This is a genomic window from Streptomyces sp. NBC_00271, from assembly GCF_036178845.1.
In the GTDB taxonomy this organism is placed as follows: Bacteria; Actinomycetota; Actinomycetes; order Streptomycetales; family Streptomycetaceae; genus Streptomyces.
Genome location: NZ_CP108070.1, coordinates 11,733,709 through 11,758,150 on the forward strand (window position 1 = coordinate 11,733,709; position 24,442 = coordinate 11,758,150).

The window sequence follows — 24,442 nt, forward strand, 5'->3', positions numbered from 1 at the left end:
ACGGCCGTGTCCCGGTCCGGTCGGCCATCAGTCCGCGCTCGGCGAAGAGCCACCCGCCGTCCTGTTCGACAAATTTCGTCGCCGCCCGCGCGGTGGAGCCGACGCGGACCGCACCAGCGCCGGGCGGTCCGCGCCGCGCTCCCCGGCGCCGGGGGTTCCCCACGCCCCGTCAGGCCCGGTACACGCGACGTTCCGTCAGGCCCGGTACACGCGGCGGGCGATGTGCTCCGCGATCATGATGGTGGTCGCGTTGGTCACGGTGGACGGGACCTCCGGCATGATGGAGGCGTCCACGACGCGCAGCCGCTCGACCCCCTTGACCGCGCCCGACTCGTCGACCACGGACCATTCGTCCTCGGGCCCTCCCATGGGCACGGTCGAGGTGGGGTGACCGTAAGTGGAGATCCCGGCCTCGATCGTGTCCAGCAGTTCCTCGTCGCCCCGGACCGCGTCGCCGGGAACGAGTTCGCCGGCCAGTACCCGTGCGAACCGCGGCGTGCCCACGAGGCCGCGCACGAGCTTCACGCCCTCCAGCATGCGGCGGCGGTCCCTGGCGGTGGCGAGGTAGTTGTCGTCGATGACCGGAGCGGCGTAGGGGTCCCGGCCGGCCAGGCGGAGGGAGCCTCGTGACTCCGGCCGGGTGACGGCCGTCGCCAGGAGCAGGGCTCCGCCGGTCGGACTGAAGGAGCCGTCCAGCAGGTGCACGGCCACGATGCCGAGGTCCAGTTCGCCGGCCTGAGCCTCGGTCGAGGCGCACCACAGACCCGCCGAGAAGGCGTCCGTCATCGTCTGGTGCCCGGGCGCCAGGGCGAACAGCGAGTGGAAGAAGGGATGGTCCTGCAACCGCCGGCCGACCGGCAGGTCGGCGACCACACCGATGCCCAGTGCCCGCAGGTCCTTCGCCGGTCCGACGCCGGAGCGCAGCAGGATGGCCGGACTGCCGTAGCTGCCGGCGGCGAGTATCACCTCGGCGGCCCGGTACACGGTGCCGGAGGCACTCACCACGCCGCGCGCCGTGCCGTCCTTGATGAGTACGGTGTCGGCGGTGACCTCGCTCAGCACCCGGAGATTGGGGCGCTGGCGCACCGGTGGCGTCAGATAGGCCAGGGCGGTGTTCTGCCGCACCCCGCCGACGATGTTGACGGGATAGCCGCCGACGCCCTCCTGCTCGGCCCCGTTGAAGTCCTCGACACGCCGGAACCCGCGGTCCGCCGAGCCGTCGACGAACGCCCGCAGAGGCGACGTGAGTTGCTCGTAGGACCACTGGCGGACGGGGAAGGGGCCCAGGCGCCCGTGGTAGGCGTCGTCGCCGGCCGGTGTGTTCTCCATGCGCCTGAACGTGGGGAGGACGTCCTCGTAGGACCAGCCCTTGATGCCGTAACGGTCCGCCCAGGCGGCGAAGTCCCCGGGACGCGCCCGGATGGCCACCCCCGCGTTGACGGCGGAACTGCCCCCCATGGTCCGGCCGCGCGGAGCGGGGATGCCCGGGGCCCGGTCGGTGCCCCGCGCGGTGTAGCCCCAGTCGTGGTCCGGATCGGCCAGCAGATGCGGGGTCCGCAGCCCGTGGGGGAACTGCCCCGCGGGGTAGTCCGGGCCTGCCTCGATCAGCAGGACCTCGCGCTGCGGGTCCTCGCTGAGCCGGGCAGCGAGCACGGCGCCCGCGGATCCGCCTCCGACGACGATGACATCGGCGTCCTTGCCCGGCCGGTCGTTGCTGTCACTTCACGGACTTTCCTCCGAGGACTTGTCAGTGGATGCTCTTTGAATGCTTCTTCAAGCAAATTGATACTGCGGGGTTGGTCAGGTTCCTGCCACGTACTGAGGTCGGGGATGCGGTGCCTCAGAGGTGCGGTATCTCAGAAATGCGCTGCCTCGGGAACGACGCGTTCTCCGAGCAGCTGGAGGGCCGCCTGCTGGTCGGCTCCCCGTACCGGGCCGATGACGTGGTCGATGCCGATCCGGTGCAGCCGGCGCAGTTCGGCGAGCAGGCCCGGCACGTGCTTGCCCCGCGGCCCGGGGTCGAGGGGGAGGAGGACGGTCTTCTCGATCGTGTCGTAGTCCCGCCCGGCCCGGTCGCAGTGTCCGCGCAGCACGTCGAGTTTGTGCCGGAGGTCCGGTCCGTGGAAGAGGTTGCAGGCGTTGCCGTACTCCGCGACGAGCCGCAGCGTCTTCTGCTCGCCGGACCCGCCGATCAGGATCGGCGGGTGGGGGCGCCGTACCGTGGCGGGGGAGTTGAGGGTGCGCTCGAGCCGGTAGTGGCGGCCGTTGAAGGGCCCTTCGTCGTCGCTCCACATCTGCAGGCAGATCCGCAGCGTCTCCTCGAGGCGTTCGAACCGCTCGGCGACGGGCGGGAAGGGCAGGCCCAGTCCGCGCGCCTCGGCGACGTTGAACCCCGCGCCGACACCGATGCCCAGGGCCGCCCGGCCCTCGGACAGCACGTCGAGCGTGGTGACCATCTTGGCCAGCAGGCCGGGCTCGCGGTAGCCGGCCGAGGTCACCAGGGCGAGAAGCTCCACGCGTTCGGTGCTCGCCGCCAGGTAGCCCAGCGTGGTGTACGCCTCCAGCATTTCCTGTTCGGACGTCCCCACGATCCCGATCTGGAAGAGATGGTCCATGACGGCGATGCGTGTGAACCCGTACTCCTCCGCGGTGCGGGCGAGCCGGCCCACGTGACGTGCGATGCCTGCCGGGCCCTGGGGCTGGGTGAAGTCAGCGATGGCCATGCCGAGGTTCATGCGGGCTCCCGTGTGCCGGACCGACCGACCGAGTATGCTTAGGCATTCATCTGCTTTGTCAAGCAAGGAAATACCGGTGAGTGCCGCGCATATTGGTGCCAAGAAACCAATTTCCCGGCAAATGTGGTGTTCGTCGCCCAATGGCTCCATCCGTGCACGCTTCTAGCGTCGTCCTCACGGAAACGCTCCTTCCGGTCCCCGGACCGGAAGGACCGGAAGGACCGGAAGGACCGGTACATGAGCGCGGCAAAGGAGCGGTGCATGAACGCGGCAGACGGCACGGCGGCCGGCCCGTCGCGGGCCCCGGGACGGCGCCCGCCCGCGGCATGAGCGTGGCCCCGCGGAGCGCCGGGCTTCGGCCGGACGGAGGTCCGCTGCGGCGTCGCCCCGCCGGCCGTGGCGGCCGCCGGACGTGCCGTCACCGAACGGACCGCATTTCGCGACGAGGGCGCCGGTGTCGAGCAGGATCGGATCGGCGCTTGGTTCCGGCGTCCCACGACGCGAGGGAAGGCGCCCGGGCCTTCACCGAGAAGCGCGCACCCCACGGGCAGGGCCGCTGACCCGGCGCCCGGCTCCAGCACGAAAGTCGGTGGCAACAATGACCGAGCGATCCACCGTCCACAGCGTGACCTACGACCTGCTGCGGACCCTGAAACTCACCACGGTCTTCGGCAATCCCGGCTCGACCGAGCAGACCTTCCTGCAGGATTTCCCCGAGGACTTCACCTACGTCCTGGCGCTGCAGGAGGCGTCCGTCATCGCGATGGCCGACGCCTTCGCCCAGGTCACGCGCCGCCCGGCACTGGTCAACGTGCACTCCTCGGCCGGGGTGGGAAACGCGATGGGCAACCTGGTGGCGGCCTACCACGGAAACACGCCGCTGATCATCACCTCGGGACAGCAGCACCGTGAACTCGTGATCGGGGAGCCGTATCTCGGCAACCGCGAGGCCACCACGCTGCCGAAGCCGTGGGTGAAATGGTCCTACGAGCCGGCCCGCGCCGAAGACGTCCCCGAGGCTTTCATGCGGGCCTATGCGGAGGCACTGCAGCCGCCGGCGGGACCGGTCTACCTGTCGATTCCCATGGACGACTGGAAGCGGCCGCTGTCCGGATTCACCCGGGTCCGGACCGTCAGCGACCGGGTCGTCCCCGATGCGCAGCGCCTGCGGCTGTTCGCCGACCGCATCTCCGCAAGCCGCCGTCCCGCGCTGGTCTTCGGGCCGGAGGTGGACCGGGCCGGCGGCTGGGACGCGGCGGTGGCCCTGGCGGAGAAGCTGCGCGCTTCCGTCTACGGCGCCCCGCTGCTGGACCGCGCCTCCTTCCCCGAGGACCACCCCCTCTTCCGCGGCCCGCTCGGCATGTCGGTGAAGACCATCAGCGACCGGCTGGCCGGGCACGACCTGGTGGTCGTGATCGGCGCGGAGGCGTTCCGCTACTACCCCTACGTGCCCGGCGACTACCTCCCCGACGGCACCGAGCTCCTGCAGATCACCGGCAATCCGGGGGTTGCCGCGGCGGCGCGGGTGGGCGACAGCCTCCTGGGCGATCCCGCGACGGCGACCGAGCTGCTCCTGGACATGGTCGCCGAGGGGTCTGCGCGGACCGCTCCGGAGCCGATGGCGCGGCCCCGTGAGCTGCCGCAGGTGCCGGGCAGCCCGCTCACCCCGCCGGAGGTGTACGCCGCCCTGAGCAGGGTCCGGCCGCCGGACGCGGTCATCGTCAACGAATCGACCTCCACGATGGCGCAGCAGGTCGAGTGGCTTCCGACGGTCAGGAGCGGATCGTTCTTCGCCACGGCCAGCGGAGGGATCGGCTGGGCCACCCCGGCCGCGGTGGGCGTCGCGCTGGGCGACCGGGACCGGGGCGTCGACCGGCCGGTGGTCGGCCTGATCGGCGACGGTTCCTTCCAGTACTCCGTGCAGGCCATCTGGACGGCGGCCCGGCACAACCTCCCCATCGTGTATGTGGTCATGCGCAACCAGGAGTACTCCATCCTCAAGTCGTTCGCGGTACTGGAGGAGACGCCGGGCGTTCCGGGACTTGACCTGCCCGGGCTCGACATCGCCTCGGTGGCCCGCGGATTCGGATGCCGTGCGGTCGACGTGGAGACCACGGGGGACCTGGAGCGGGAGTTCAAGGCGGCCCTGAGCGCCGGCACCGCCACCGTCATCGTGGTGCCCACCCAGCCCCAGAAGGCGATGCTGTAGGCCGTGCGACCGGCACGGCGGGACAGGAGACAGCGGTCATGGACCTTGGACTGAAGGACCGGGTGTACATCGTCACCGGCGGCACCCGCGGTCTGGGCAGGGCCGCCGCGCGCGAACTGGTGGCGGACGGGGCGAGGGTGGTCGTCAGCGGCCGCGGCGAGAAGTCGGTGGCCGCCGCCGAGGCGGAGCTCGGCGGCCGGGGGCAGGCGGTCGGTGTCGTGGCCGACAACGCCGACCCCGCTGCCCCGGACCGGCTCATCGGCGCGGCACGCGATGCCTTCAAGCGGCTGGACGGGGTGCTCATCAGCGTCGGCGGCCCGCCGCCAGGTACGTCGGACACCATCGACGACGACCTGTGGCGCGCCGCCTTCGAGTCGGTCTTCCTCGGTGCGGTGCGGCTGTCGCGCGCCGTCGCGGCGGAGCTGGACGGGGGAGGGGTCATCGGCTTCGTCCTCTCCAGCTCCGTGTACGAGCCGATTCCCGGCCTCGCGCTCTCCAACGCCTTCCGGCCGGGCCTGGCCGGTTACGCGAAGAACCTGGCGAACGAGCTGGGTCCCCGGGGTATCCGCGTCGTCGGTCTCGTGCCCGCCCACATCGAGACCGACCGGGTCCGCGAACTCGACGCGCACACCGGCCACGCCGACGCCGCCCGCGCCCGTGCGACCGCCGGCGTCCCCCTGCGCCGCTACGGAACCCCCGAGGAGTTCGGCCGCAGCGCCGCCTTCCTGCTGTCGCCCGCCGCGTCCTACCTCACGGGCGTGATGCTGTCGGTCGACGGGGGTGTGCGCAGGAGCTTCTAGGGCCTGCCCGGCCGGTCATGCCGCAGACGCGGGGGCCCGGCACGCCCTCCCCCAAGCTCTTCGAGCAGGGGGTGCCCCCAGCGGTGCTGGGCCAGTCTCCTGGCGTACTCCGAGGCGACCGGGAGCCCCTCGACGTTGTCCAGCGGTATGTCGTTCTCGAAAATGTGCAGCAGCGTGGCGACGTTCTCCGCGACGCTCGCCTCGAGGATCTTGATGACGGTCCCGTCACCCCGGAGCTCCGGGATCTCCGCGAGCAGCTGCTCCCCGATGTCACGGCTGACGTCCGAAAGATGTGCCCCCACGCGCTCCGCGACCACGGACAGCTGCTTTGCGGCCTCGGGATACTCCGCAGCCATGCCCCGATCGTACAAAACGAGATCACCGGCTGCTCATCGGCGGACCGCGCGCGCGGGACGTGACCGGGGGCCGCGGCGGATCAATGTACGCCGGCCACAACCCCTTCAGCGCGGTCCGTACCGCTGTGGCCTGGCCGCCGTCCCGTCCCGGCCGCACGATGAAAAGCCACTGGCCCCCGATGGCCGGGGCAGGTGAGGCGAGGGCGGTGACCCCGCGGGTGAACCGGGAGCTCGACGGGCAGTTCGGTGACTACCAGAACGAGATCTACACCGGCGGGCTGTCCGGCGTGCTGCCCGCCCTGCCGATGGAGTTCCAGGAGCTGGAGGCGCGAGCGCGGGCGGCGCTGTCGCTGCTGTCGCTGCTGTCGTATGTCGCCGGTGGCGCAGGAGACGAGTCCACCCAGCGGGCCAACGTCTCGGCGTTCCTGCGGTGGGGGCTGGTGCCGCGGATGATGGCCGGTGCGGCCCGGCGCGACATGTCGGTGAACCTGTTCGGGACGCGTCTGCCGTCCCCGCTGTTCATGGCACCCGTCGGGGTGATCGGGCTGTGCGCGCAGGACGGCCGCGGCGACCTGGCCACGGCCCGCGCAGCCGCCCGTACGGGCGTGCCGATGATGGCCTCCACCCTCAGCGTCGATCCGCTGGAGGAGGTCGCGGCCGAGTTCGGGGACACCCCGGGATTCTTCTCGCTGTACACCCCCACCGACCGGGAGCTGGCCCAGAGCCTGGTGCGCCGGGCCGAAACGGCGGGCTTCAAGGGCATCGTGGTGACGCTGGACACCTGGATCACCGGATGGCGCCCCCGCGACCTGGCAACCGGCAACTTCCCGCAGCTGCGCGGCCACTGCCTTGCCGACTACACGTCCGACCCGGTCTTCAGGGCCCGGCTGGTCAAAGCCCCCGAGGAGGATGTGCGGGCCGCGGTAGGCCCGCCACGGAACAGGTGAGCTCCGTACGGGCAACCGGGCCTGTCCGACGGGCCGCTGACGGGACATCGGGTCCGCCTGCCCGGGGATCCACCTCTCCCGGTTCCCGTCCCTGGTCAGGGCGTCTTCGCCCTGCAATATGCTGACTCGGTGAGTAGCGAACCGGTACCGCCAGAGGGCACCGCCGTCGAGCTGATGCGGGCGATGACGCGGCTGCGCGCGCGGCTGCGCACCGAGGCGCCGATCGACGACCTGCCGTGGAACTGGTCGCATCTGACCACGCTGCACCGGATCGTCACGGACGGCCCGATGACCGTGAGCGAGCTCGCGCAGGCCGAGCACGTGCGGCGGCAGTCGATGGCGGAGACCGTGGCCGCGCTGCGCGCCGGCGAGCTGATCACCACCGCGAAGGACCCCAACGACGGGCGCAAGGTCCTGGTGAGTGCGACCCCGGCCGGGCGGACGCTGACCGAGCGGATCCCGGCGGCCCGTGAGGCGTGGCTGGCCGAGGTGATCGGGTCCGCGCTTCGAGCCCCCGAGCGTCGGACGCTCGACAAGGCCGCCGAGATCATGAATCGCCTGGCGGACTCCGAGACCGTCTAGGCCCGCGGGGAGGAGCGGACCGGATTTTGACGGTAGCGGTCAGCCGGTAGTGAGCTGCTTCACCCGCGCGTAGCCGATGTGGATCTCGGTGAAGGCCCTGAGGGGTGCTCAGGCAGGTCGGCAGCCGGCCTTCAGGAAACGATGGCTTGTTGAAGCCGATGTCTCTGCCGACGTGCGTCTGCAGGTGCCGGAACGAGGACTTGGCAGCCCACAGGCATCACCCGGGCATCACCGCAAGCCGGCGGGGCCGACCACGGACCGCCGGATTCTCCCGGCCTGATCTTGGAGCGCACACGGATTTCTTGCCCCAACGGGTTTGTGATGCAAAGCTGATGCCATGGCAGATGCATCGATGCCCTCTCCGGGCACTCCTCACGAAGTCCTCGCCGGCCTTGGTGACTTGACCCGCCGGGTCCGTGCCGCGCAGCGCGGCGCCTGGTTTCCCCTCCTGCTGCTGGGCGTGCTCACGCTGGGCGGGATCCTGGTCAGCCGCTTCACCTTCAAGGTCGAGACCGTGCCCTGCCCGGCGACCGCACCCGCGGCAGGCACCGGCTGCACCCAGGTCACGCAGGTCACGCAGGGCTCGCCGGTCTACTGGCCCATCGGGCTCGCCCTCGCCTACGCCGCGACGGCGTTCTTCTACATCCGCCGCTCCCGCAACCGCGGTGTCGGAACCCCGGTCCGGCCGTACATCCTCACCGGGACCGCCCTGGTCGGTCTGGTGACCGCCACCGAGATCTGGAGCATCCGTCAGGGGATGCCGCAGCCCGGCGCCCCGATCGACTTCTGGGGCCTGCACCTCGACCCCGCCTCCGGGGTGACGGCGTTCCTCCACCGACTCACCGGGAACGCCACAGCCGTCGGGCTGCCGCTGCTGGTGCTGGCCTGGGTGGAACGCAGCCGCACCCTACTGCTACTCACAGTGGTGTACCTGGCCATCGAGCTGGTGCCGCTCACCACCGGCTGGGCGGGGATCCCGTTCACCTCACCCTGGTCCGCCGTGCCCCGCTACGGCGTACCCGGTGTGCTGCTCCTGCTCGGCGCGCTCGGGTTCGCTCTGGCCGAGCTGTCCCGTCAGCGCGACGTCTCATGACCGATCAGCCCGCCCCGCACCCCGTCACCGGCCTGGACGACGTGGTCCACCAGCGTGTCCGCCTCGGCATCCTCACCGTCGCCCACCAGGCGCGCCGGGTCGAGTTCGGCTTCCTGCGCACGGCGCTCGGACTCACCGCCGGAAATCTCAGCCAGCACCTGGCCGTCCTGGAGAAGGCCGGACTGGTCGAGATCGAGAAGGGCTACGAGGGCAAACGTGCCCGCACCTGGCTCTCCCTCACCCCGGCCGGCTACCGCGCCCTGCAGGACGAGGTCACCCAGCTCAAGCGGCTCATCCATCAGATCGAGCAAGGCAGTTCAGCCCCGGAGTCCTGATCTGGGCTCCTGCAAGCCGTGGTGAGCCGTGAGCGGCTCCCGCCGACGTCCGGCGGACCCGGACAGCACGCCGAACACCGTCCAAGAAACCTGGGGAGGACACGTGAGCATCACATCGGTCACCAAGACGGACTTGACGCGCCGTCGCATGTTCGCAGCCGCGCTGGCGGCGGGGGTCGGGGCCGCCGTGCCGATCAGCGCAGCGCGCCAGGCGTGGGCAGCTCCCACCGCCCCCGGCTCGTCTCGACTCACGCTGCCCAGGCCCACCGGGCCGCACCCCGTGGGCACGGTGCCGCTCCACCTCGTCGACACCTCACGTCCCGATCCCGTGGCCGGCCCCGGGCATCACCGCGAGTTGATGGCCGGCGTCTGGTACCCCGCCCGCAGGGCGGAGGGCCTGCCGCGCGCCCCCTGGATGACCGAGGGCGCGTTGCGGGCGCTCCTCACGGACGCCGGCTTCTCCCTCGACCCCGCCCTCGGCCCGCTCACCGCCGCACACGTGGGCGCACCCGTGCACCATGCCGGCCACCGCCTGCCCGTCATCGTGTACTCGCACGGCTCGGGCAGCCACCGCGGCGACCACACCATCATGGTCCAGGAACTCGCCAGCCGCGGCTACGCCGTGGTCACCGTCGACCACACCCACGACACGTTCACCGAATTCCCCGACGGCCGGGTGCTCACCCCGGACGACGTCCCGATGTACCCGAGGGACTTCGCCGCAGACCTCCGGTTCCTGCTCGACTGCGTGGAGGGGCTCGCCGCCGGGCGCAACCCCGACGCCGACGGCAAGCCGCTGCCCCAGGGCCTTCTCGGCGCCCTCGACCCGAAGCGCATCGGCGCGTTCGGCTGGTCGAAGGGCGGCACCGCCACCGCGCTCACCATGCTCGCCGACCAGCGCGTCCGTGCCGGGCTCAGCCTCGACGGCCCGATGCAGCCGACCATCACCGCCGACCTGGACCGGCCGTTCATGATGATGACCGCCGTGTTCACCCGGGACGCCATGCCGGACGTCGCCGAGTTCTGGACACACCTTCGCGGCTGGCGGCTCGACATCCAGGCCGGCGGGGCCATCCACCCCTCATACGGCGACAACGTGACGCTGATCCCGCAAGCGGGCAAGATCCTCGGCATGACCGACCAGCAGATCCAGGACATGATCGGCACCCTCGATCCGGCCCGGGCGGTACGGATCCAACAGGCCTACCCGCTCGCGTTCTTCGACCTGCACCTGCGGCACCGCAGGGAGCGTCTGCTCGACGGCCCGAGTACGGCCTTCCCAGAGGTGAAGTTCATCCCGTGAAGCGTCGGACCGCGCGATGCGCGGTCATACCAGGGCCGCCAGAAAATGCCGTCGCCATCCGGCTGCGGCCTTCGCGAAGGCAGCCATCCGCACAGCCCTTCCCTCGCGTGATCGGCGCTCCTGCCGCTCGCCGCCGTCGACGCGGAATTGGGTACGCGTACTCATGCGTGTCAACACCAGGCTCGGCACCCTGCAGCCATGACGAATCCCCTTCCAGCGCCGAATCGCTGGCGCCCCTGGGCGCACCGAACACGCCGGGGCGCGGACCTTGCCCTCGCGGTACCGCTGTCCCTACTGGAGACCGCGTGGCTGGTGCTGGACTGGATGTTCGGCCTCGGCATGGAGGTATGGGCGGCGCAAGGCGACAAGGCGCAGGTCGACGCGGCAACCCTCGCGCACATCAATCGGGTGTGGGTGCTGTTGGTCGCCGTACTCATCGTGGCAGTACTCGCGGGACTGTTCCGTGCCCCCTGGACGGCGATCGCACACCTGCTGGTGGCTCTCCTGGCTGGCCTGATACTGGGGGCCACACAGCACCAGTGGGATACCGACCACGCCCCCTCGCCCGGGTGTATCCGCTACAGCGCCAACTGCTGAGACACCCGGGCGCGGCTCGAACCACACTGTTGCCCGATATCACTGACGGTGACAGCCGAGACTGAGCCCCGCAGAGATCTGGCGGCAGTTGAATACGAGACCCCACCAGTACCGAGGGCCGCCCGGCGTCGTGCCGGTTACGCCGCTGCCGTGCTCAGGGCGGCGAGGTCCGCGGTGCTGATGATCTCGGCCTGGTGGGGGAAGACCTTCTCCATGAGCACCCGGTGCACCTCCGGATCGGGGTCGGCGGTGGCGTCGGCCAGGAGGAACAGGCGGTAGTCCTCATCGGCCGCCTGCCGCAGGGTGGTCAGCACCACGCCGCTGGTGGACAGCCCGGCGAGGACCAGGGTGTCCACGCCGCGGGCGCGGAGTTCGGCGCGCAGGTCGGTGTCGCTGGCGAAGGCGCTGATGCGTGTCTTGCGCACGGTCAGATCGTCCTCCCCGGCCTTCAGGGACTCGTGCACGGCCGTCGCCGCGGTGCCGTCGGTGAGGTACCCGGCCGCGACGGCCTGGGAGAACGTCTTGTTGTGGGCGGGCACGGCGGCGGCGTCCTTCTCCGCGAGCGCGACGCGTACGAAGACGACGTGCGCCCCGTGGGCGCGGGCCCAGGCCAGTGCCTCGCCCGCGCGGGCGAGCACGCCCTGCGGGTCGGGCACGGCGCCGAGCACGACGGGCTGGAAGTCCATCAGCAGCAGCGCGGTGCGGGCCGGGTCGAGGGCGGGGGCGGTGTGCGTACCAGTGGTCATGTCGGCGGATCGGCTTTCTGTGCGAGGGGGTTCTGTGTGAGTGGGTTCTGTGCTGGGCGCGGGGCCCGGATTCCGGGCCCCGGCCGGGGGCTGGTTCGTGTGGTGCCGGTCGGCGCGGGCCAACTGCCGGTCGAGGACGGTCATGACGAGGACGAGAGCGGAGATCGCGACCAGCACCCACGCTATGGAGTGCAGGCCGCTGTCGCTCACGCCGCGGTGGAAGGCGGTGCCGGTGATCGCCGCCGAGGCGATGGACCCGATGTAGCCGAAGGTGCGCAGCAGTCCGGAAGCGGTGCCCAGCGCGGCGGCGGGGGCCTCCTGGTAGAGGACGGTCTGGTTGGCGACCGTCCCGGCGCCGGAGGTCAGGCCGAAGACCGCGGTGACACAGATGACCGCCGCGATCGGGGTGCCGCTGCCCACGAACAGCGTGGCCACCGCGCCGACGAGCAGCAGGACCGCGCAGGCGATCAGCGGCCACCGCACCACCGCCCGCCGCGACACCACCCGGGCGGCCAGGGCGGTCAGCACACCCATCGGCATCAGCATCAGCCCGGCCTGGTAGGCGGACAGGCCGCGGGCCACCTCCAGCCACTGGGTGAGCCCGTACAGGATCACGTAGGTGCCCATCAGGGTCAGGCCGTTGCGCAGGTAGGTGCGGGTCAGGGCGCCGTTGGCGACGAGCAGCCGTACGTCGAGGAAGGGCTGGGCGGCGCGCAGTTCCCAGCCGACCAGGGCGGCGGCGAGGACCAGGGCGGCGGCGAGCGCGGGCCACTCCAGGCGCGGCAGCGCGTCGAGGAAGACCATCAGCGCGGTGAGCGAGCCGCCGAAGCCCAGCATGCCGAGCAGGTCGATGCGGGAGGCGAGCGCGCGGGGCGAGCCGAAGCGCACCGGTTCGGGGTCCCGGGCGACCCCGGCCAGCGCCAGGACCAGGGCGACGGCGGCGACCGGGATGTTGATCCAGAAGGCGGCGCGCCAGCCCGCCCAGCCGATCAGCAGTCCGCCGATGGCGGGGCCGACGGCGACGGTGGCGGCACCGGTGATCGACAGACCGCCGAGCACCTCGCGCGGCGGGGCCGCGTGGCCGGCCTGTTCGGCGCGGCGGCGGATCAGCAGCATCGCCGCCGGGTAGCCCGCCGAGGTGCCCGCGCCGATCAGTACCCGCGCCACGATCAGTGCCGTCAGCGAGTGGGCCAGCGAGCCGACGATCCCGGCCGCGAGCACCAGCGTGATACCGGCCACGAAGATCCGCCGGGGCCCGAACTCCTCGGCGAGACGCCCGGCGGCGGGCTGGGCCAGCGCGCTGGTGAGATAGAGGCTGGAGATCAGGATCGCGGTGTCCCCGACGGGGATGTGCAGGGCCGCGGCGATGGCGACCAGCGCCGTCGCGATGATCGAGCTGTTGACCGGGTTGAGCGAGGCCCCCAGGTACAGCGGCGCCACAAAGCGCGCACCGAAGGGATTGCCACGGGGCGCTCCGGCCTCGGATATCCGCTCCGGAGTGCGGGTGTCACCGGCAGACGGCACGGCGCGGCTCCTTCCTCCGGGACCTTCCGCTACGGGGCAGGCCTGCTGGGGAGATCCCGGCGGAGATGAGCAGGCCACCTGACAAATATTAACAGGCAGCCTGCCTATCTCCACCGGGGCCGTCCACCCCGGCCGCAGAACGGTCCCGGCGCAGCCCGCCGGGCCCCGCACCCCGGACGGCGACGAACACGGCAACGCGACCGCTTCCTCTGCGCCCGCCCCCTCTGCGATCACCGCCGACGCGCACCACGGACGGCACGGCCCCACCACCACGCCCCTCACGCGGCGACGCCGGTGAACCGGGGGAGACGCAGCCCCGGCCAGAACCGGAGGACCAGAAGTCCCCGCACACGCGGGTCCCCGGACAGGCGACGACGGCCTCGCAGTTCACCCCCGGCCGGCCGAACTCCTCCACGTGCCTGTGTGTCCGTCCGGCATCGACGTGTCCGGCTCCACCCTCCGCCTGCTGACCCCCTGACGAACCACCGCTAGAGTCGCCCGGTGACCGCGGACGGCAGGGGCGTCGAGACGAGGAGCCCGGACGATGGACCTGGAGCTTCGGCATCTGCGGACCTTGTGTGCGATCGCCGACGCCGGGAGTCTGGGGCGCGCCGCGGCACTCCTGAAGTACTCGCAGCCGGCGATGAGCACCCAACTGCGCCGGATCGAGCGCCTCTTCGGCGAGGACTTGTTCGTGCGTACCGCGTCGGGAGTCGAACCGACCCAGTACGGCCTTGAGGTCCTGACCCAGGCGCGCGACATTCTGGCCCGTGCGGATGCCATCAGGCGCCGTCCGGCGGCGGGCGGCGTCAAAGCACCCCGGGTCCTGCGCCTTGCGGCGACCAACTCGCCCGTCCTGTCCGGCATGGTCGTCCGTATACGCAGCCGGAGGCCCGATCTCACGCTGACGGTGAGCAGCGTCTACCCGTCGTCGGAGATAGTCGAGCACTTGGAGAAGGGCGAGCTGGACGCCGCGATCGCCGCGGACTACCCCGGAATGGAGCTGCGGCACTCCGCGGCCGTGGCGCATCGCGAGATCGTCAACGAACCCGCCTTCGTAGCCCTGCCCGCCGGTCACCGGCTCAAGCACCGCATGGAGGTCCCCCTCGCCGAACTCGCCGACGAGGCCTGGTTCCTGACCCCCGACGACGGTGCCGGCTGGCCGGGCGTGTTCTACGCGGCCTGCGCGGCAGCCGGGTTCACGCCCGCGGCCGTCCACGAGTACCTCGGTGACCGGCTCCAGCTCCAGGACATGATCGCCGAGGGACTCGGCGTCTCCATCGTGCAGGCTACGACCCGGCCGGACCAGGGCGTGATCGTCAAACCGCTGACCGGCACACCGCTGTGGACCCGCTACCTGCTCGCATGGCGCCGCGACCAGGTCACGGAGGACATCACGGAGACACTGTTCAGCTCCGCGCACGCGTCCTACCGCGACCTCATCACGCGGTCGGCGCACTTCCAGGCGTGGGCGGCGCAGACGTTCCATCTGCCCTATTCCTAGGGCCGGTTACGGCGGCGCCCGCGCCCCGGGGCGCGGGGTCAGGCCAGGAGCTCGCCCATCCACGCCTCGATCGCCGACGCGGTGCGCGGCAGCGCCGACGACATGAGGCGGGCGCCGTCCTGGGTGACGACCAGATCGTCCTCGATGCGCACGCCGACGCCGCGCAGCTCCGGCGGCAGCGTCAGGTCGTCCGGCTGGAGATACAGGCCCGGCTCGACGGTCAGGACATGGCCCGCCTCCAGGACGCCGTCCAGGTACTGCTCGGCACGGGCCGCGGCGCAGTCGTGGACGTCCATGCCCAGCATGTGGCCGCTGCTGCACCACGTGTAGCGGCGGAACAGACCGCTCCCGGGCTCAAGGGCCTCGTCCGGCGTCACCGGGAGCAGGCCCCAGGAGTGCAGCCCCTCGGCGATGACCCGCATCGCGGCGAGGTGGAAGTCACGAAAACGCGCGCCCGGCCGGACCGCCGCGATACCGGCGTCCTGCGCGGCGAGCACGAGGTCGTAGAGGTCGCGCTGCGCGGCGGTGAAGGTGCCGCTCACCGGAAGGGTGCGCGTGATGTCGGCGGTGTAGAGCGTGTCCGACTCGACGCCGGCGTCGAGCAGCAGCAGGTCACCGGGACGGACCGGACCGTCGTTGGCGATCCAGTGCAGTACGCACGCGTGCACTCCGGCGGCGGCGATCGTCTCGTAGCCGAGGCCGTTGCCCTCGAGGCGGGCGCGCAGGCCGAAGACGCCCTCGACCCAGCGTTCGCCGCGCGGATGGCGGACGGCCTCGGGCAGTGCGCGCACGACGTCGGTGAATCCGGCCACCGTGGCGTCCACCGCGATCTGCAGCTGCTCGACCTCCCACTCGTCCTTGACCAGGCGCATCTCGGACAGGAACGAGGCGAATTCGAGGTCGGCCTCTTCGCGGCCGGTGCTGTCGAGGAGCGCGTCGATCTCCGGGTCGACGCCGCGCAGCAAGCGGGCCGGCCGCGCGCCCTTCAGCCGGGCGGGCACGTCGTCGAGACCCTGGGTCGCCACGCCGAGCAGTGCGGAGGCCTCGTCGAGGGTGGCGCGGCGGCCGACCCAGATCTCGCCGTAGCGGCGGTCGCGGTAGAACTCCCCGGTGTCGCGCGGGGATCGCGGACGGACGTGCAGCACCGCCTCGTGACCAGAGGCGGTCGGTTCGAGGATCAGGACGCTGCCCGGCTCGGTCCCACCCGTCAGGTACGAGAACGCGGTGTGCGGCCGGAACCGGTAGTCGCAGTCGTTGCTGCGCACCTTGAGGACGCCTGAGGGAACGACGAGCCGTTCGCCGGGGAAGCGCGCGGACAGCCGGTCGCGCCGCTTGGCCGCCCACGGTGCGATCGACTGCGGGGGCGGATCGGCTCGCGGCGAAGACTCCCAGTTCCCCATGAGGAACTCGGCGAGCGCTGAGGAGACCGGAAGGTCGTGCGAACCGGTGTGGAGCGGCTTCTTCGTCGTCATGCCGGGATCGTAGGGAGCAGGGGGCCGCCCCGCCCCATACCGTTTTCCCGCCGCACGCATAACACGGGGCGAAGACCTGCTCGGCGTCCCGCCTGGACCGTCAACTGCCTCTGCGGGCACGGATGTTATGGCCCGCCCCTCCATTGTCGTATCCCTCGGTCCGTTGTCATTGGCCACGGTGGGTGGGACGTTCCCCCCACGCCTCGCCGCTCGTGCTCGAAGCGACCCCCCACTCCCGAAGGAGCATTGATGCGTCGTCGACCTGCCCTGCCCCGATTCCATCCCGGAAGTCCGTCCAGATTCACGTCCAGATTCGCGCCCAGATTCCTGGCCGTCAGCCTGGCGGCCAGCGCCCTGATGGCAGGCCTGCCGGCCGCACCGGCCCTCGCAGCAGCCGGACCGAAGACCGCCGCGACAGCTGCTCCCACAACCCCCGCCGTGACCAGGCCCGAGCCGCGCGCGCTGTCGCCGCTCGGCGCGAACACCGCTGCGTCCGAGCAGGCAGACGTCCAGAGCGGGCGACTGGCCGCCGCCCATGTCCGGCCGCTCAGCCCGCAGTTGCCGCAGACCTCCTCATCCTCGAAGGCCGTACGGCCTCCCAAGGCCACGAAAGATGCGGCGGCCGCGTCGTGCACCCCGGCCGACTTCGGCACCCGCACCGGATCCGAACTGGTCGCATACATCAAGGACTCGACCACCGACTGCATCAATACGCTGTTCGGCATCACCGGCACCGACGCCCGCAACGTGTTCCGCGAGGCGCAGATGGTGACCGTCGCAGGCGCCTTCCAGGACGCGTCGCAGACGTACCCCGGCGACAACTCCACCCACGTGTGGCAGCTCGTGCTGTTCCTGCGCGCCGGCTACTACGTGCAGTACAACGACTCGGCCGACGTCGGCGACTACGGCCCGACCCTGGCCGCGGCCATCGAATGCGGACTGGACACGTTCACCGCCAACTCCCACTTCATGGACGTCAGTTCGGAACACGGCAACATCCTGGGCGACGTCATCATCCTGACGGACAGCGCCAACGAGCAGGCCCGCTACCTGGACACGTACCAGCGAGTGCTGAACGCCTACGACAGCTCCTACGACGCCTACTGGAGCATGGACACGGCCGTCAACGACGTCTTCACCCCGCTCTTCCGCGGCCACTTCAACCCCGCGTTCATCAGCGCGGTCACCGCCGACCCGAGCATCATCGACACGCTGAACTCGTTCACCCTGAACCACCTGTCGATGCTGAGCGGGACCTGGTACTTCATGGCCTCCAACGCCGGAACGGAGACGGCACGCTTCCTCGACACGGCCGGGCTCAAGGACAAGGTGCGGCCGATGGTGAAGGGCCTGCTCGGCGCCTCCTCGATCACCGGCCCGACCGCTGCGCTGTGGGTCGGCGCCGCCGAGATGACCTCCGCGCACGACGCGGCCCAATGCTCGTACTACGACACCTGCGACCTGACGTCCCAGCTCACCGCGGCGGCACTCCCCATCACCTACAGGTGCGATGACGGGCACACGTTCCTGGCCCAGTCCCTGACCGGCCCGGCGCTCGCCGAGGCCTGCAAGAGCGTGCAGGGACAGGACGCCTACTTCCACGGCATCGTCAAAGACAGCGGCCCGGTCGCCGACGACCGCAACACCACCATCCAGATCGTCGTCTTCGCGAGCCCCAGGGACTACCGGACCTACTCAGGCTGGATCTTCGGCAACAGCACCGACAACGGCGGCGAATACCTGGAGGGCAACCCCGCCGACCCCGACAACCAGGCCCGCTTCGTCGCCTACGTGAAGAGCGTGGGCGACGGCTTCCCGGCGGACATCTGGAACCTGAACCACGAGTACACCCACTACCTCGACGGCCGCTACGACACCTACGGCGACTTCTCCGCGGGCCAGACGGTCCCGGACATCTGGTGGATCGAGGGCTTCGCCGAGTACGTCTCGTACAGCTACCGGGGCATGCCCGACACCGAGGCGCTCTTCGATGCCGGGAAGCACACCTACGCCCTGAGCACCCTGTGGCAGAGCACGTACGCCAACTCCGACCTGACCCGCACCTACCCCTGGGGCTACCTGGCCGTCCGCTACATGCTTGAGAACCACCCGGACGACGTGCAGGCCATGCTCACCAAGTTCCGCACCGGCGACTACGCCGGAGCCTACGCGGTCTACAACACCGGCATCGGCACCCGTTACGACGCGGACTTCGACGCCTGGCTCGACACGTGCGCGGCCGGCGCCTGCCGGGGGAGCAGCAGCTGACCGAGCACTGACGGCCGAACCGGCCGCCGCCTGCCCCTGCCCGTGCCTCTCCCTGTCACCCCGCGGCCCGACAAGGCGGCGGGGTGAGACGGCAGCGTCGCCACGCACCCCTTCCCCGGCCCGTCCGTGATCGTTGCTACGGTTCACCGGTGTCTGACTCTTCACGCGATACCGCCGAAGGCGCCGGCTGGGGAACCCTGGAACACGGCGAGTACAAGCACCTCATGCCGCACCAGGTCGACAAGCTCTCATGGCTCAACCCGAAGACCCTGTGGGCCGCACGCAACGGCGTACTGGCCTCCTGGTTCGGGGATCCCACGGGCCGCACCCGCAGCCGCTGGGTGGCACAGCGGACGGCCGCCGGAGCACCCGCCACCAAGGTGATCCGGCGCGACGACCCGGACCACTTCTCCTTCATGGTCATCGGAGACACCGGCGAGGGCGACGATCCCCAATACGCCGTCGTCCCCGGCTTCCTGAAAGCCAGTCAGGAAACGAAATTCGCCGTCATCGCCAGCGACGTGATCTACCCCGTCGGCCGGACGGACGACTACGGCACGAAGTTCTTCCGCCCCTACCAGGACTACCAGGCACCCATATACGCGATACCCGGCAACCACGACTGGTACGAAGACCTCGGCGGCTTCATGCGCGTCTTCTGCGACGACGCCCCGCCACTCGCCCCACAGCCCGCGCCGCGCCCCCTCTCACGGGCCTGGCTGCGGTCACTGCTGTGGCACCGGCCGCACCCGGCCGACGGACAACACCTCACCGAAGCACGCAAGTTGCGCTCCTCACCGGCCCAACAGGCCGTCCAGCCGGGCCCGTACTGGGCCATCGACGCCGGTCCGGTGCGGATCATAGGCATCGACACGGGACTGCTGGGAACCATCGACGCCGAACAGGGCGCATGGCTGCGCGAGGTGTCCAAGGGCCCCCTCCCCAAGATCCTCGTCACCGGCTCGCCCCTGTACGTGGACGGCGAACACCACCCTTGCCCCATCGAAGGCGGCGGCACCGTCGACGACCTCGTCCGCGACCCGGACCACCGCTACCTCGCGGCCATAGGCGGCGACATCCACAACTACCAGCGCTACCCGGTGCAGGTCGACGGCCGCACCATCCAGTACGTGGTGTCGGGCGGCGGCGGAGCCTTCATGCACGCCACCCACACCATCCCCCGCGTCTGTGTCGCGAACGTCACCGAGCAGGAGTTCCGCTGCTACCCGCTGCGCGGCGACTCCCTCGCCTTCTACAGCAGGCTCTACGGACACCGGCTCCGCCTGCGCCGCCTGTTCACCCTCACCGAGGCCGAGGCGACAGCCGTCGTCGCCGAGCGCCTCGGCATCCCGCCGACCCGCACCCAGGGCCCGCCCGCCCGCGTCACCCGGCGCACCCGTCTCATCGCGAACCTGCTGGGCGCGGGCGGCCGCCCCGACCGCACCTCGCGCTTCCGCCTGCCCGTACGGAAGATCTACACCCAGCTCTTCTCACCGGGCTCGGCGACCTACAGCCCGCCCTTCTTCAAGTGCTTCCTGCGCCTGGACGTCACCCCGGAGGCGGTCCGGCTGCGCTGCTTCGCGGCCACCGGAAACCGCGCGCAGGAACTCGACCCACCGGTCGAGGACGAAGTCACCATTCCCCTGACCTGAACACCCGAGAACCCGGACGCTGCCCCGCCAGGCAGCCGGTCCGGTTCCTGCGCCGCCGTGTGATCCGGGACGCTGGGACTGCGCTATCATTGATCTTGAGCAAGCCGCCGAACTTCCGGCGGCCGGCCTCGCGTTGGTGGTCCAAGGAAAGACGCCCCGCTTCCTGCGGGGAGATGCAGGTGCAAGGCCTGCCCGGCGCTCCACACAGCCTCGCCTCCGGTCTCCCGGAGGCGGGGCTGCTTTTTTGAACGCCGGGGACCGCAGCGCCGCCAGGAGACCTCCCGGGCAGCCGGACGACAGCGTCGCCGACGAGTCGCCGAACCCCGGTGGCGGCACGGGCGCCCCCCCCGCTGGTCTGGTGCCAGGAACAGGACATTCGGCCGGGTCTCGTTCACCCCCTCGGCCCCGCCCCGCCCGCCTGCGCGCACCCCGGCTTCCGCGCCCGTCCGCACGGCGGGATCAACCGGGCGGCCCGGACGGAGGACCAGTGACGTTTCGCCGGTGAACTGCTTGCGCCATTGAGGTGAGCAAAGCCCTTCCAAGGAGAGAGTCCGTCGCTATAGGGATCCTCTTGTTCTGGCAAAGGGCAGTCGTGTTGCGACGGCCCTCTCCGCGCGACGTGTCCAACCCCACGAGAGGAACCGGACGTTGACCTACGGGAAGAAGCTGAGGGAACAGATCGCCGGGCCGGAGACCACTCCGCTGATCGGCGTGTATGACATGTACTCGGCGTCGAGCGCGGCCGAGCACTACGACGGGATGTTCGTCTCCGGCTTCGGTTTCGCGGCCTCGTACTACGGGCTGCCGGACATCGGCTTCATCGCCTGGCCGGACATGGTGGCGTTCGTCCAGCGGCTGCGGGGCGCATTCCCGCGCCACCACCTCCTGGTGGACATCGACGACCGATACGTCGACCCTGAGGTCGCCTGCCATGTCGTGGAGGGACTGGAGCGGATCGGGGCGTCGGGGGTGATCCTGGAGGACCAGAAGCGCCCGCGCCGGTGCGGGCACGCCGACGGCAAGCAGGTGCTGCCGCTGTCCGAGTACCTCGCCAAGCTGGAGATGGTACTGGCGACCCGGCAGGACCTGGTGGTGGCCCGTACGGACGCCACCGACGAGAACGACATCCTGCACCGGGCCGAGAAACTGGCCGCGACCGACGCGGTCGTGGTGCTGGTCGACGGAGTACGCAGCGTGGAGTGACTCCTCCCCGTCCTGAAGGACGGGGCTTCTCGCTATGCCGGGTTGGCGTTGCGACGGGCCAGCCCGGCCCGTAGAACGTTGGTGGCTGCCACTGTGTCGGCGTGCGCGTGGTGGCCGCAGGCGACGCAGTGGAATTTCTCCTGTGTGGGCCGGTTCTCCTTCGCGGTGTGCCCGCATGCGGGGCAGGTGCGGGAGGTGTTGCGGGGGTCCACGGCGATCACTTCCCGTCCGGCGCTTTCAGCCTAATTCCCGTGTAACCAGCTCACCGGCCCTCGCCGGTCGGTGAGGTGGTTCGAACGGGTTGTGACGCTTGCACCCCGCCGGGCCGCAGGTCTGCGACGAGCACGGCTGCGCAACCCAGCTGGCGGGTGGTGGTCTCGTGAGTGCCGGTGGATACCTCTCAACGTCACGGCCAAGATGCCTTCCCAGAGAGCGGCGCCATCCGGTGCTCTCGTGGCCGCCACCCACCCAGCACTGACGCTGCTGGCGGTTGTGTGGGCTCCGGACGCACGCCTTCTTTCAGCCCGGCCATCATGTCTCCGCCAAGATCGGCGGCGTTCGGCGCCTTCACGGCCACCAGCGGCGTCAACACTGTTTGCTTGATCACTCGTTGGAGTTGGTGGTGCGAGCCCGTCGCACGGTGATCTCTTGCATTCCCCGAGCCGTCTGAGCTCTGGGAACAGACCGGGGCCCGTGCGGTGAGCTGGTGCCACGAACGGCTTGTGAGGTGTCGGCCCGTTCCTTGATCGAGGCCTGGAATTAGGTCGCTGCGTGGCCCCGCATGCGCTCGTGACCAGCGCAAACACCCGCACTTCGAGGAGGGAAAGTTGATCTACTGCGGCATCGACTGGGCCGAGAAGACGCACGACGTCGCCCTGGTCGACGACGACGGCACGCTCCTGGCCAAGCGCCACATCACAGACGACGCGACCGGCTACAAGATCCTGCTGGATCTGCTCGCCGAGCACGGCGACACCGAGGACAACCCGATCCCGGTCGCCATCGAGACCTCCCGCGGTCTGCTCGTCGCGGTCCTGCGCACCGGGAAGCGCCAGGTCTACGCCATCAACCCGATGGCCGCCGCACGCTACCGCGACCGCCACGCGGTCACACGGAAGAAGTCCGACCCCGGCGACGCCCTCGTCCTGGCGAACATCCTCCGCACCGATATGCACGCCCACCGGCCATTGCCCCAGGACAGCGATCTCGCCCGCGCCATCGCCGTCCTCGCCCGCGCCCAGCAGGACGCCGTTTGGAACCGGCAGCAGCTCGCCAACCAGCTCCGCTCGCTCCTGCGCGAGTACTTCCCCGCCGCCCTCGACGCCTACCTGCACTGGCAGAACGGTCTCTGCCGCCCTGAGACCCGCGTCCTGCTGGAACTCGCCCCCACGCCCTCGCGGGCGGCCCGGCTGTCGCTCGCGCAACTGCGCTCGGCGCTCAAGCGCGCCGGCCGCCAGCGCCGGATCGATGCCGACGCCGAGCGCATCCGCGAGGTCCTGCGGGCCGAATACGCGCACCAGCCGCTACTGGTCGAGGACGCGCTCGGCAAGCAGATGCTCGCTCTGCTGCGGCAGCTCGAAGCCGCCTGCACGGCCGCCGACCAGCTCGCCGAGGCGGTTGAAGAGGTTTTCCCTCAGCATCCGGACGCCGAGATCATCCTGAGCCTCCCCGGGCTCGGCACCCAGCTCGGCGCCCGGATCCTCGCTGAGATCGGGGACGACCACGCCCGCTTCGCCACTGCCCGCGGAATGAAGGCCTACGCCGGTGCGTCCCCCATCACCAGGGCGTCCGGCAAGAAGTCCAGCATCACCAGACGCTGGGTGAAGAACGACCGGCTCAACCACACCGGCTACCTGTGGGCCTTCGCCTCACTGACCCACTCACCGGGCGCAAAGGCCCACTACGACCGCCGCCGCGAGGCCGGGGACTGGCACGCCGCCGCTCAGAGAAACCTCTTCAACAAGATGATCGGCCAGCTCTACCACTGCCTCCAGAAGCACATCCTGTTCGACGAGAACCTCGCCTTCCCCACACAACTTCTCGAAGCTGCTTGACGACTTAGCTCCGTGAGGTGTCTTGGCGTGCAGGATCGTCAGGAACACCCCCCATCCGGCATCGTTGATCGACGTGTTGAGCCCGGCCTTCGCGGCGGCCCCGTTGGGCAGGAAGGTGCCCGGCCGGCCGGGGTCGGGCTTCGGTGCGGGGGCCCTGCTCATGTTGCGGATCTTGAGGTCTTCGTGCGCGATGACGTCATGTGCGCGGACCAGACCGAGCGCGGTCTTGTGTGCGTGGTCGAGCCGCTGGCGGCGCACCTTGCCGTGGAGCCGGGCGACCTTCTCCACCGCGCGCTGGTGGTTGGCGGTGCGGTCCTTCGCCTTGCGGCGCGGGAACCGGGACAGTTCCTGCTGCGCTGCCTGGAGCTTCTGGGCTGCTCGGCGGCCGTGGCGCGGGTTGGGCACGAACCCGCCGTTCGAGTCGGCGAGGAAGTTCGCGATGCCCAGGTCGATGCCGACCACGCTGCCGGTCGCGGGCAGCGGTTCGGGCTGGTCCTGCTCGGTGGTGAGCACGACGAACCACTTACGGCCCTCCCGCTTGACCGACACGGTCTTGACCCGCCCGGCCACGGCGCGGTGCTGGTGGACCCTGACGTGGCCGACGCCCTGGAAGCGGACGCGGGTAACGGGGTCGTGCGGGGTGGAGTCCCACCGGCAGCCGTCCCCGTCCTTGGGGAACTCCACCGTGTCGAACCAGGTCACCCCGCGGAAACGCGGATAGCCGGGCGTCTCACCGGACTTGACCCGGCGGAAAAACGCCTGCATCGCCTTGTCGAGGCGGCGCAAGGTGGCCTGCTGGGAGGAGAACGACCAGCGGCCCTGACGCTCCGGGTCGAACGCCCGGATGTCCTTGAGCTGCGCGGACTGCATCCCGTATCTGACGCTCGTCTTCGAGACATGCCGGTAGGCGTCACGGCGTTCCTGCAACGCCCCGTTGTAGAGGGAGCAGTGATCCCGCAGCATCTCGGACAGCGCCTGACCCTGCCGGACGGTGGGCCGCATGAGGAACTTGTACGCACGTATCACCCCAACACCCGCCCCCTCCCGTCGATTTCACCCAAT

At 70.5% G+C, this 24,442-nt stretch carries 16 protein-coding genes and 4 pseudogenes; 13 read left to right on the forward strand and 7 right to left on the reverse strand.

What is annotated here, in order from left to right; all coding sequences use genetic code 11:
• Window positions 1-195: 195 nt before the first annotated feature.
• Window positions 196-1,683, reverse strand: coding sequence for a GMC family oxidoreductase (locus tag OG798_RS53755; protein ID WP_328759960.1), 1,488 nt, complete (start codon window positions 1,681-1,683; stop codon window positions 196-198).
• A 173-nt stretch (window positions 1,684-1,856) separates the two neighbouring features.
• Window positions 1,857-2,735: an LLM class F420-dependent oxidoreductase gene (locus tag OG798_RS53760; protein WP_328755892.1), complete on the reverse strand. Its 879-nt coding sequence runs from the start codon at window positions 2,733-2,735 to the stop codon at window positions 1,857-1,859.
• 598 nt (window positions 2,736-3,333) lie between these two features.
• On the opposite strand from OG798_RS53760, the gene mdlC reads away from it, so the two are divergent.
• Window positions 3,334-4,944, forward strand: a complete 1,611-nt coding sequence (gene mdlC, locus OG798_RS53765; protein WP_328755891.1) for a benzoylformate decarboxylase — start codon at window positions 3,334-3,336, stop codon at window positions 4,942-4,944.
• A gap of 38 nt (window positions 4,945-4,982) precedes the next feature.
• Window positions 4,983-5,744 carry an SDR family oxidoreductase gene (locus tag OG798_RS53770; RefSeq protein ID WP_328755890.1) on the forward strand — a complete coding sequence of 254 codons (762 nt, stop codon included), beginning with the start codon at window positions 4,983-4,985 and terminating at the stop codon, window positions 5,742-5,744.
• On the opposite strand, the gene OG798_RS53775 is transcribed toward OG798_RS53770, so the two are convergent.
• On the reverse strand, window positions 5,741-6,100 hold the full coding sequence (locus OG798_RS53775; RefSeq protein WP_328755889.1) for a hypothetical protein: 360 nt from the start codon (window positions 6,098-6,100) through the stop codon (window positions 5,741-5,743). The two genes, OG798_RS53770 and OG798_RS53775, sit on opposite strands and share 4 nt — an antisense overlap.
• Window positions 6,101-6,279: 179 nt before the next feature.
• On the opposite strand from OG798_RS53775, the pseudogene OG798_RS53780 reads away from it, so the two are divergent.
• From OG798_RS53780 to OG798_RS53805, 6 genes and pseudogenes are all read left to right on the forward strand, one after another.
• A pseudogene (locus tag OG798_RS53780) lies at window positions 6,280-7,026 on the forward strand (alpha-hydroxy-acid oxidizing protein); the annotation flags it as partial.
• 150 nt (window positions 7,027-7,176) lie between these two features.
• A complete protein-coding gene (locus OG798_RS53785; protein ID WP_121413793.1) occupies window positions 7,177-7,629 on the forward strand; it encodes a MarR family winged helix-turn-helix transcriptional regulator in 453 nt (150 codons plus the stop codon).
• A gap of 337 nt (window positions 7,630-7,966) precedes the next feature.
• Entirely contained in the window at window positions 7,967-8,722 is a 756-nt protein-coding gene (locus OG798_RS53790; RefSeq protein WP_143670898.1) for a hypothetical protein, read from the forward strand.
• Complete coding sequence (locus tag OG798_RS53795) at window positions 8,719-9,057, forward strand: winged helix-turn-helix domain-containing protein (RefSeq protein WP_097228266.1); 339 nt, start codon at window positions 8,719-8,721, stop codon at window positions 9,055-9,057. Before OG798_RS53790 ends, OG798_RS53795 begins: the two co-directional genes overlap by 4 nt.
• 103 nt (window positions 9,058-9,160) lie before the next feature.
• Complete coding sequence (locus OG798_RS53800) at window positions 9,161-10,360, forward strand: alpha/beta hydrolase family protein (protein WP_257039828.1); 1,200 nt, start codon at window positions 9,161-9,163, stop codon at window positions 10,358-10,360.
• Between the two features lie 198 nt (window positions 10,361-10,558).
• Window positions 10,559-10,957 (forward strand): DUF6234 family protein, encoded by a 399-nt coding sequence (locus OG798_RS53805; RefSeq protein WP_220788774.1) that lies wholly within the window; start codon window positions 10,559-10,561, stop codon window positions 10,955-10,957.
• Window positions 10,958-11,094: 137 nt separating this feature from the next.
• On the opposite strand, the gene OG798_RS53810 is transcribed toward OG798_RS53805, so the two are convergent.
• Complete coding sequence (locus OG798_RS53810) at window positions 11,095-13,227, reverse strand: MFS transporter (RefSeq protein WP_328755886.1); 2,133 nt, start codon at window positions 13,225-13,227, stop codon at window positions 11,095-11,097.
• Window positions 13,228-13,771: 544 nt separating this feature from the next.
• Between OG798_RS53810 and OG798_RS53815 the strand changes: the two genes are divergently transcribed.
• On the forward strand, window positions 13,772-14,731 hold the full coding sequence (locus tag OG798_RS53815) for a LysR family transcriptional regulator (RefSeq protein ID WP_328755884.1): 960 nt from the start codon (window positions 13,772-13,774) through the stop codon (window positions 14,729-14,731).
• A gap of 38 nt (window positions 14,732-14,769) precedes the next feature.
• On the opposite strand, the gene OG798_RS53820 is transcribed toward OG798_RS53815, so the two are convergent.
• The gene (locus OG798_RS53820; RefSeq protein WP_328755883.1) at window positions 14,770-16,203 is read right to left on the reverse strand and encodes an aminopeptidase P family protein; all 1,434 of its coding nucleotides are present in this window, start codon (window positions 16,201-16,203) and stop codon (window positions 14,770-14,772) included.
• Window positions 16,204-16,641: 438 nt separating this feature from the next.
• Between OG798_RS53820 and OG798_RS53825 the strand changes: the two genes are divergently transcribed.
• The 3 genes and pseudogenes from OG798_RS53825 to OG798_RS53835 form a co-directional block, all read left to right on the forward strand.
• Window positions 16,642-18,471 (forward strand): collagenase, encoded by a 1,830-nt coding sequence (locus OG798_RS53825; protein WP_328755882.1) that lies wholly within the window; start codon window positions 16,642-16,644, stop codon window positions 18,469-18,471.
• Between the two features lie 149 nt (window positions 18,472-18,620).
• Window positions 18,621-20,123 (forward strand): metallophosphoesterase family protein, encoded by a 1,503-nt coding sequence (locus OG798_RS53830; protein WP_121413789.1) that lies wholly within the window; start codon window positions 18,621-18,623, stop codon window positions 20,121-20,123.
• A gap of 648 nt (window positions 20,124-20,771) precedes the next feature.
• Window positions 20,772-21,323: pseudogene (locus OG798_RS53835) on the forward strand (isocitrate lyase/phosphoenolpyruvate mutase family protein); the annotation flags it as partial.
• A gap of 35 nt (window positions 21,324-21,358) precedes the next feature.
• Here the strand turns inward: OG798_RS53835 and OG798_RS53840 are convergent.
• A pseudogene (locus OG798_RS53840) lies at window positions 21,359-21,568 on the reverse strand (zinc ribbon domain-containing protein); the annotation flags it as partial.
• A 585-nt stretch (window positions 21,569-22,153) separates the two neighbouring features.
• Between OG798_RS53840 and OG798_RS53845 the strand changes: the two are divergent.
• Window positions 22,154-23,380: an IS110 family transposase gene (locus tag OG798_RS53845; protein WP_328755881.1), complete on the forward strand. Its 1,227-nt coding sequence runs from the start codon at window positions 22,154-22,156 to the stop codon at window positions 23,378-23,380.
• A 33-nt stretch (window positions 23,381-23,413) separates the two neighbouring features.
• Here the strand turns inward: OG798_RS53845 and OG798_RS53850 are convergent.
• A pseudogene (locus tag OG798_RS53850) lies at window positions 23,414-24,382 on the reverse strand (RNA-guided endonuclease InsQ/TnpB family protein); the annotation flags it as partial.
• Between the last annotated feature and the right edge of the window lie 60 nt (window positions 24,383-24,442).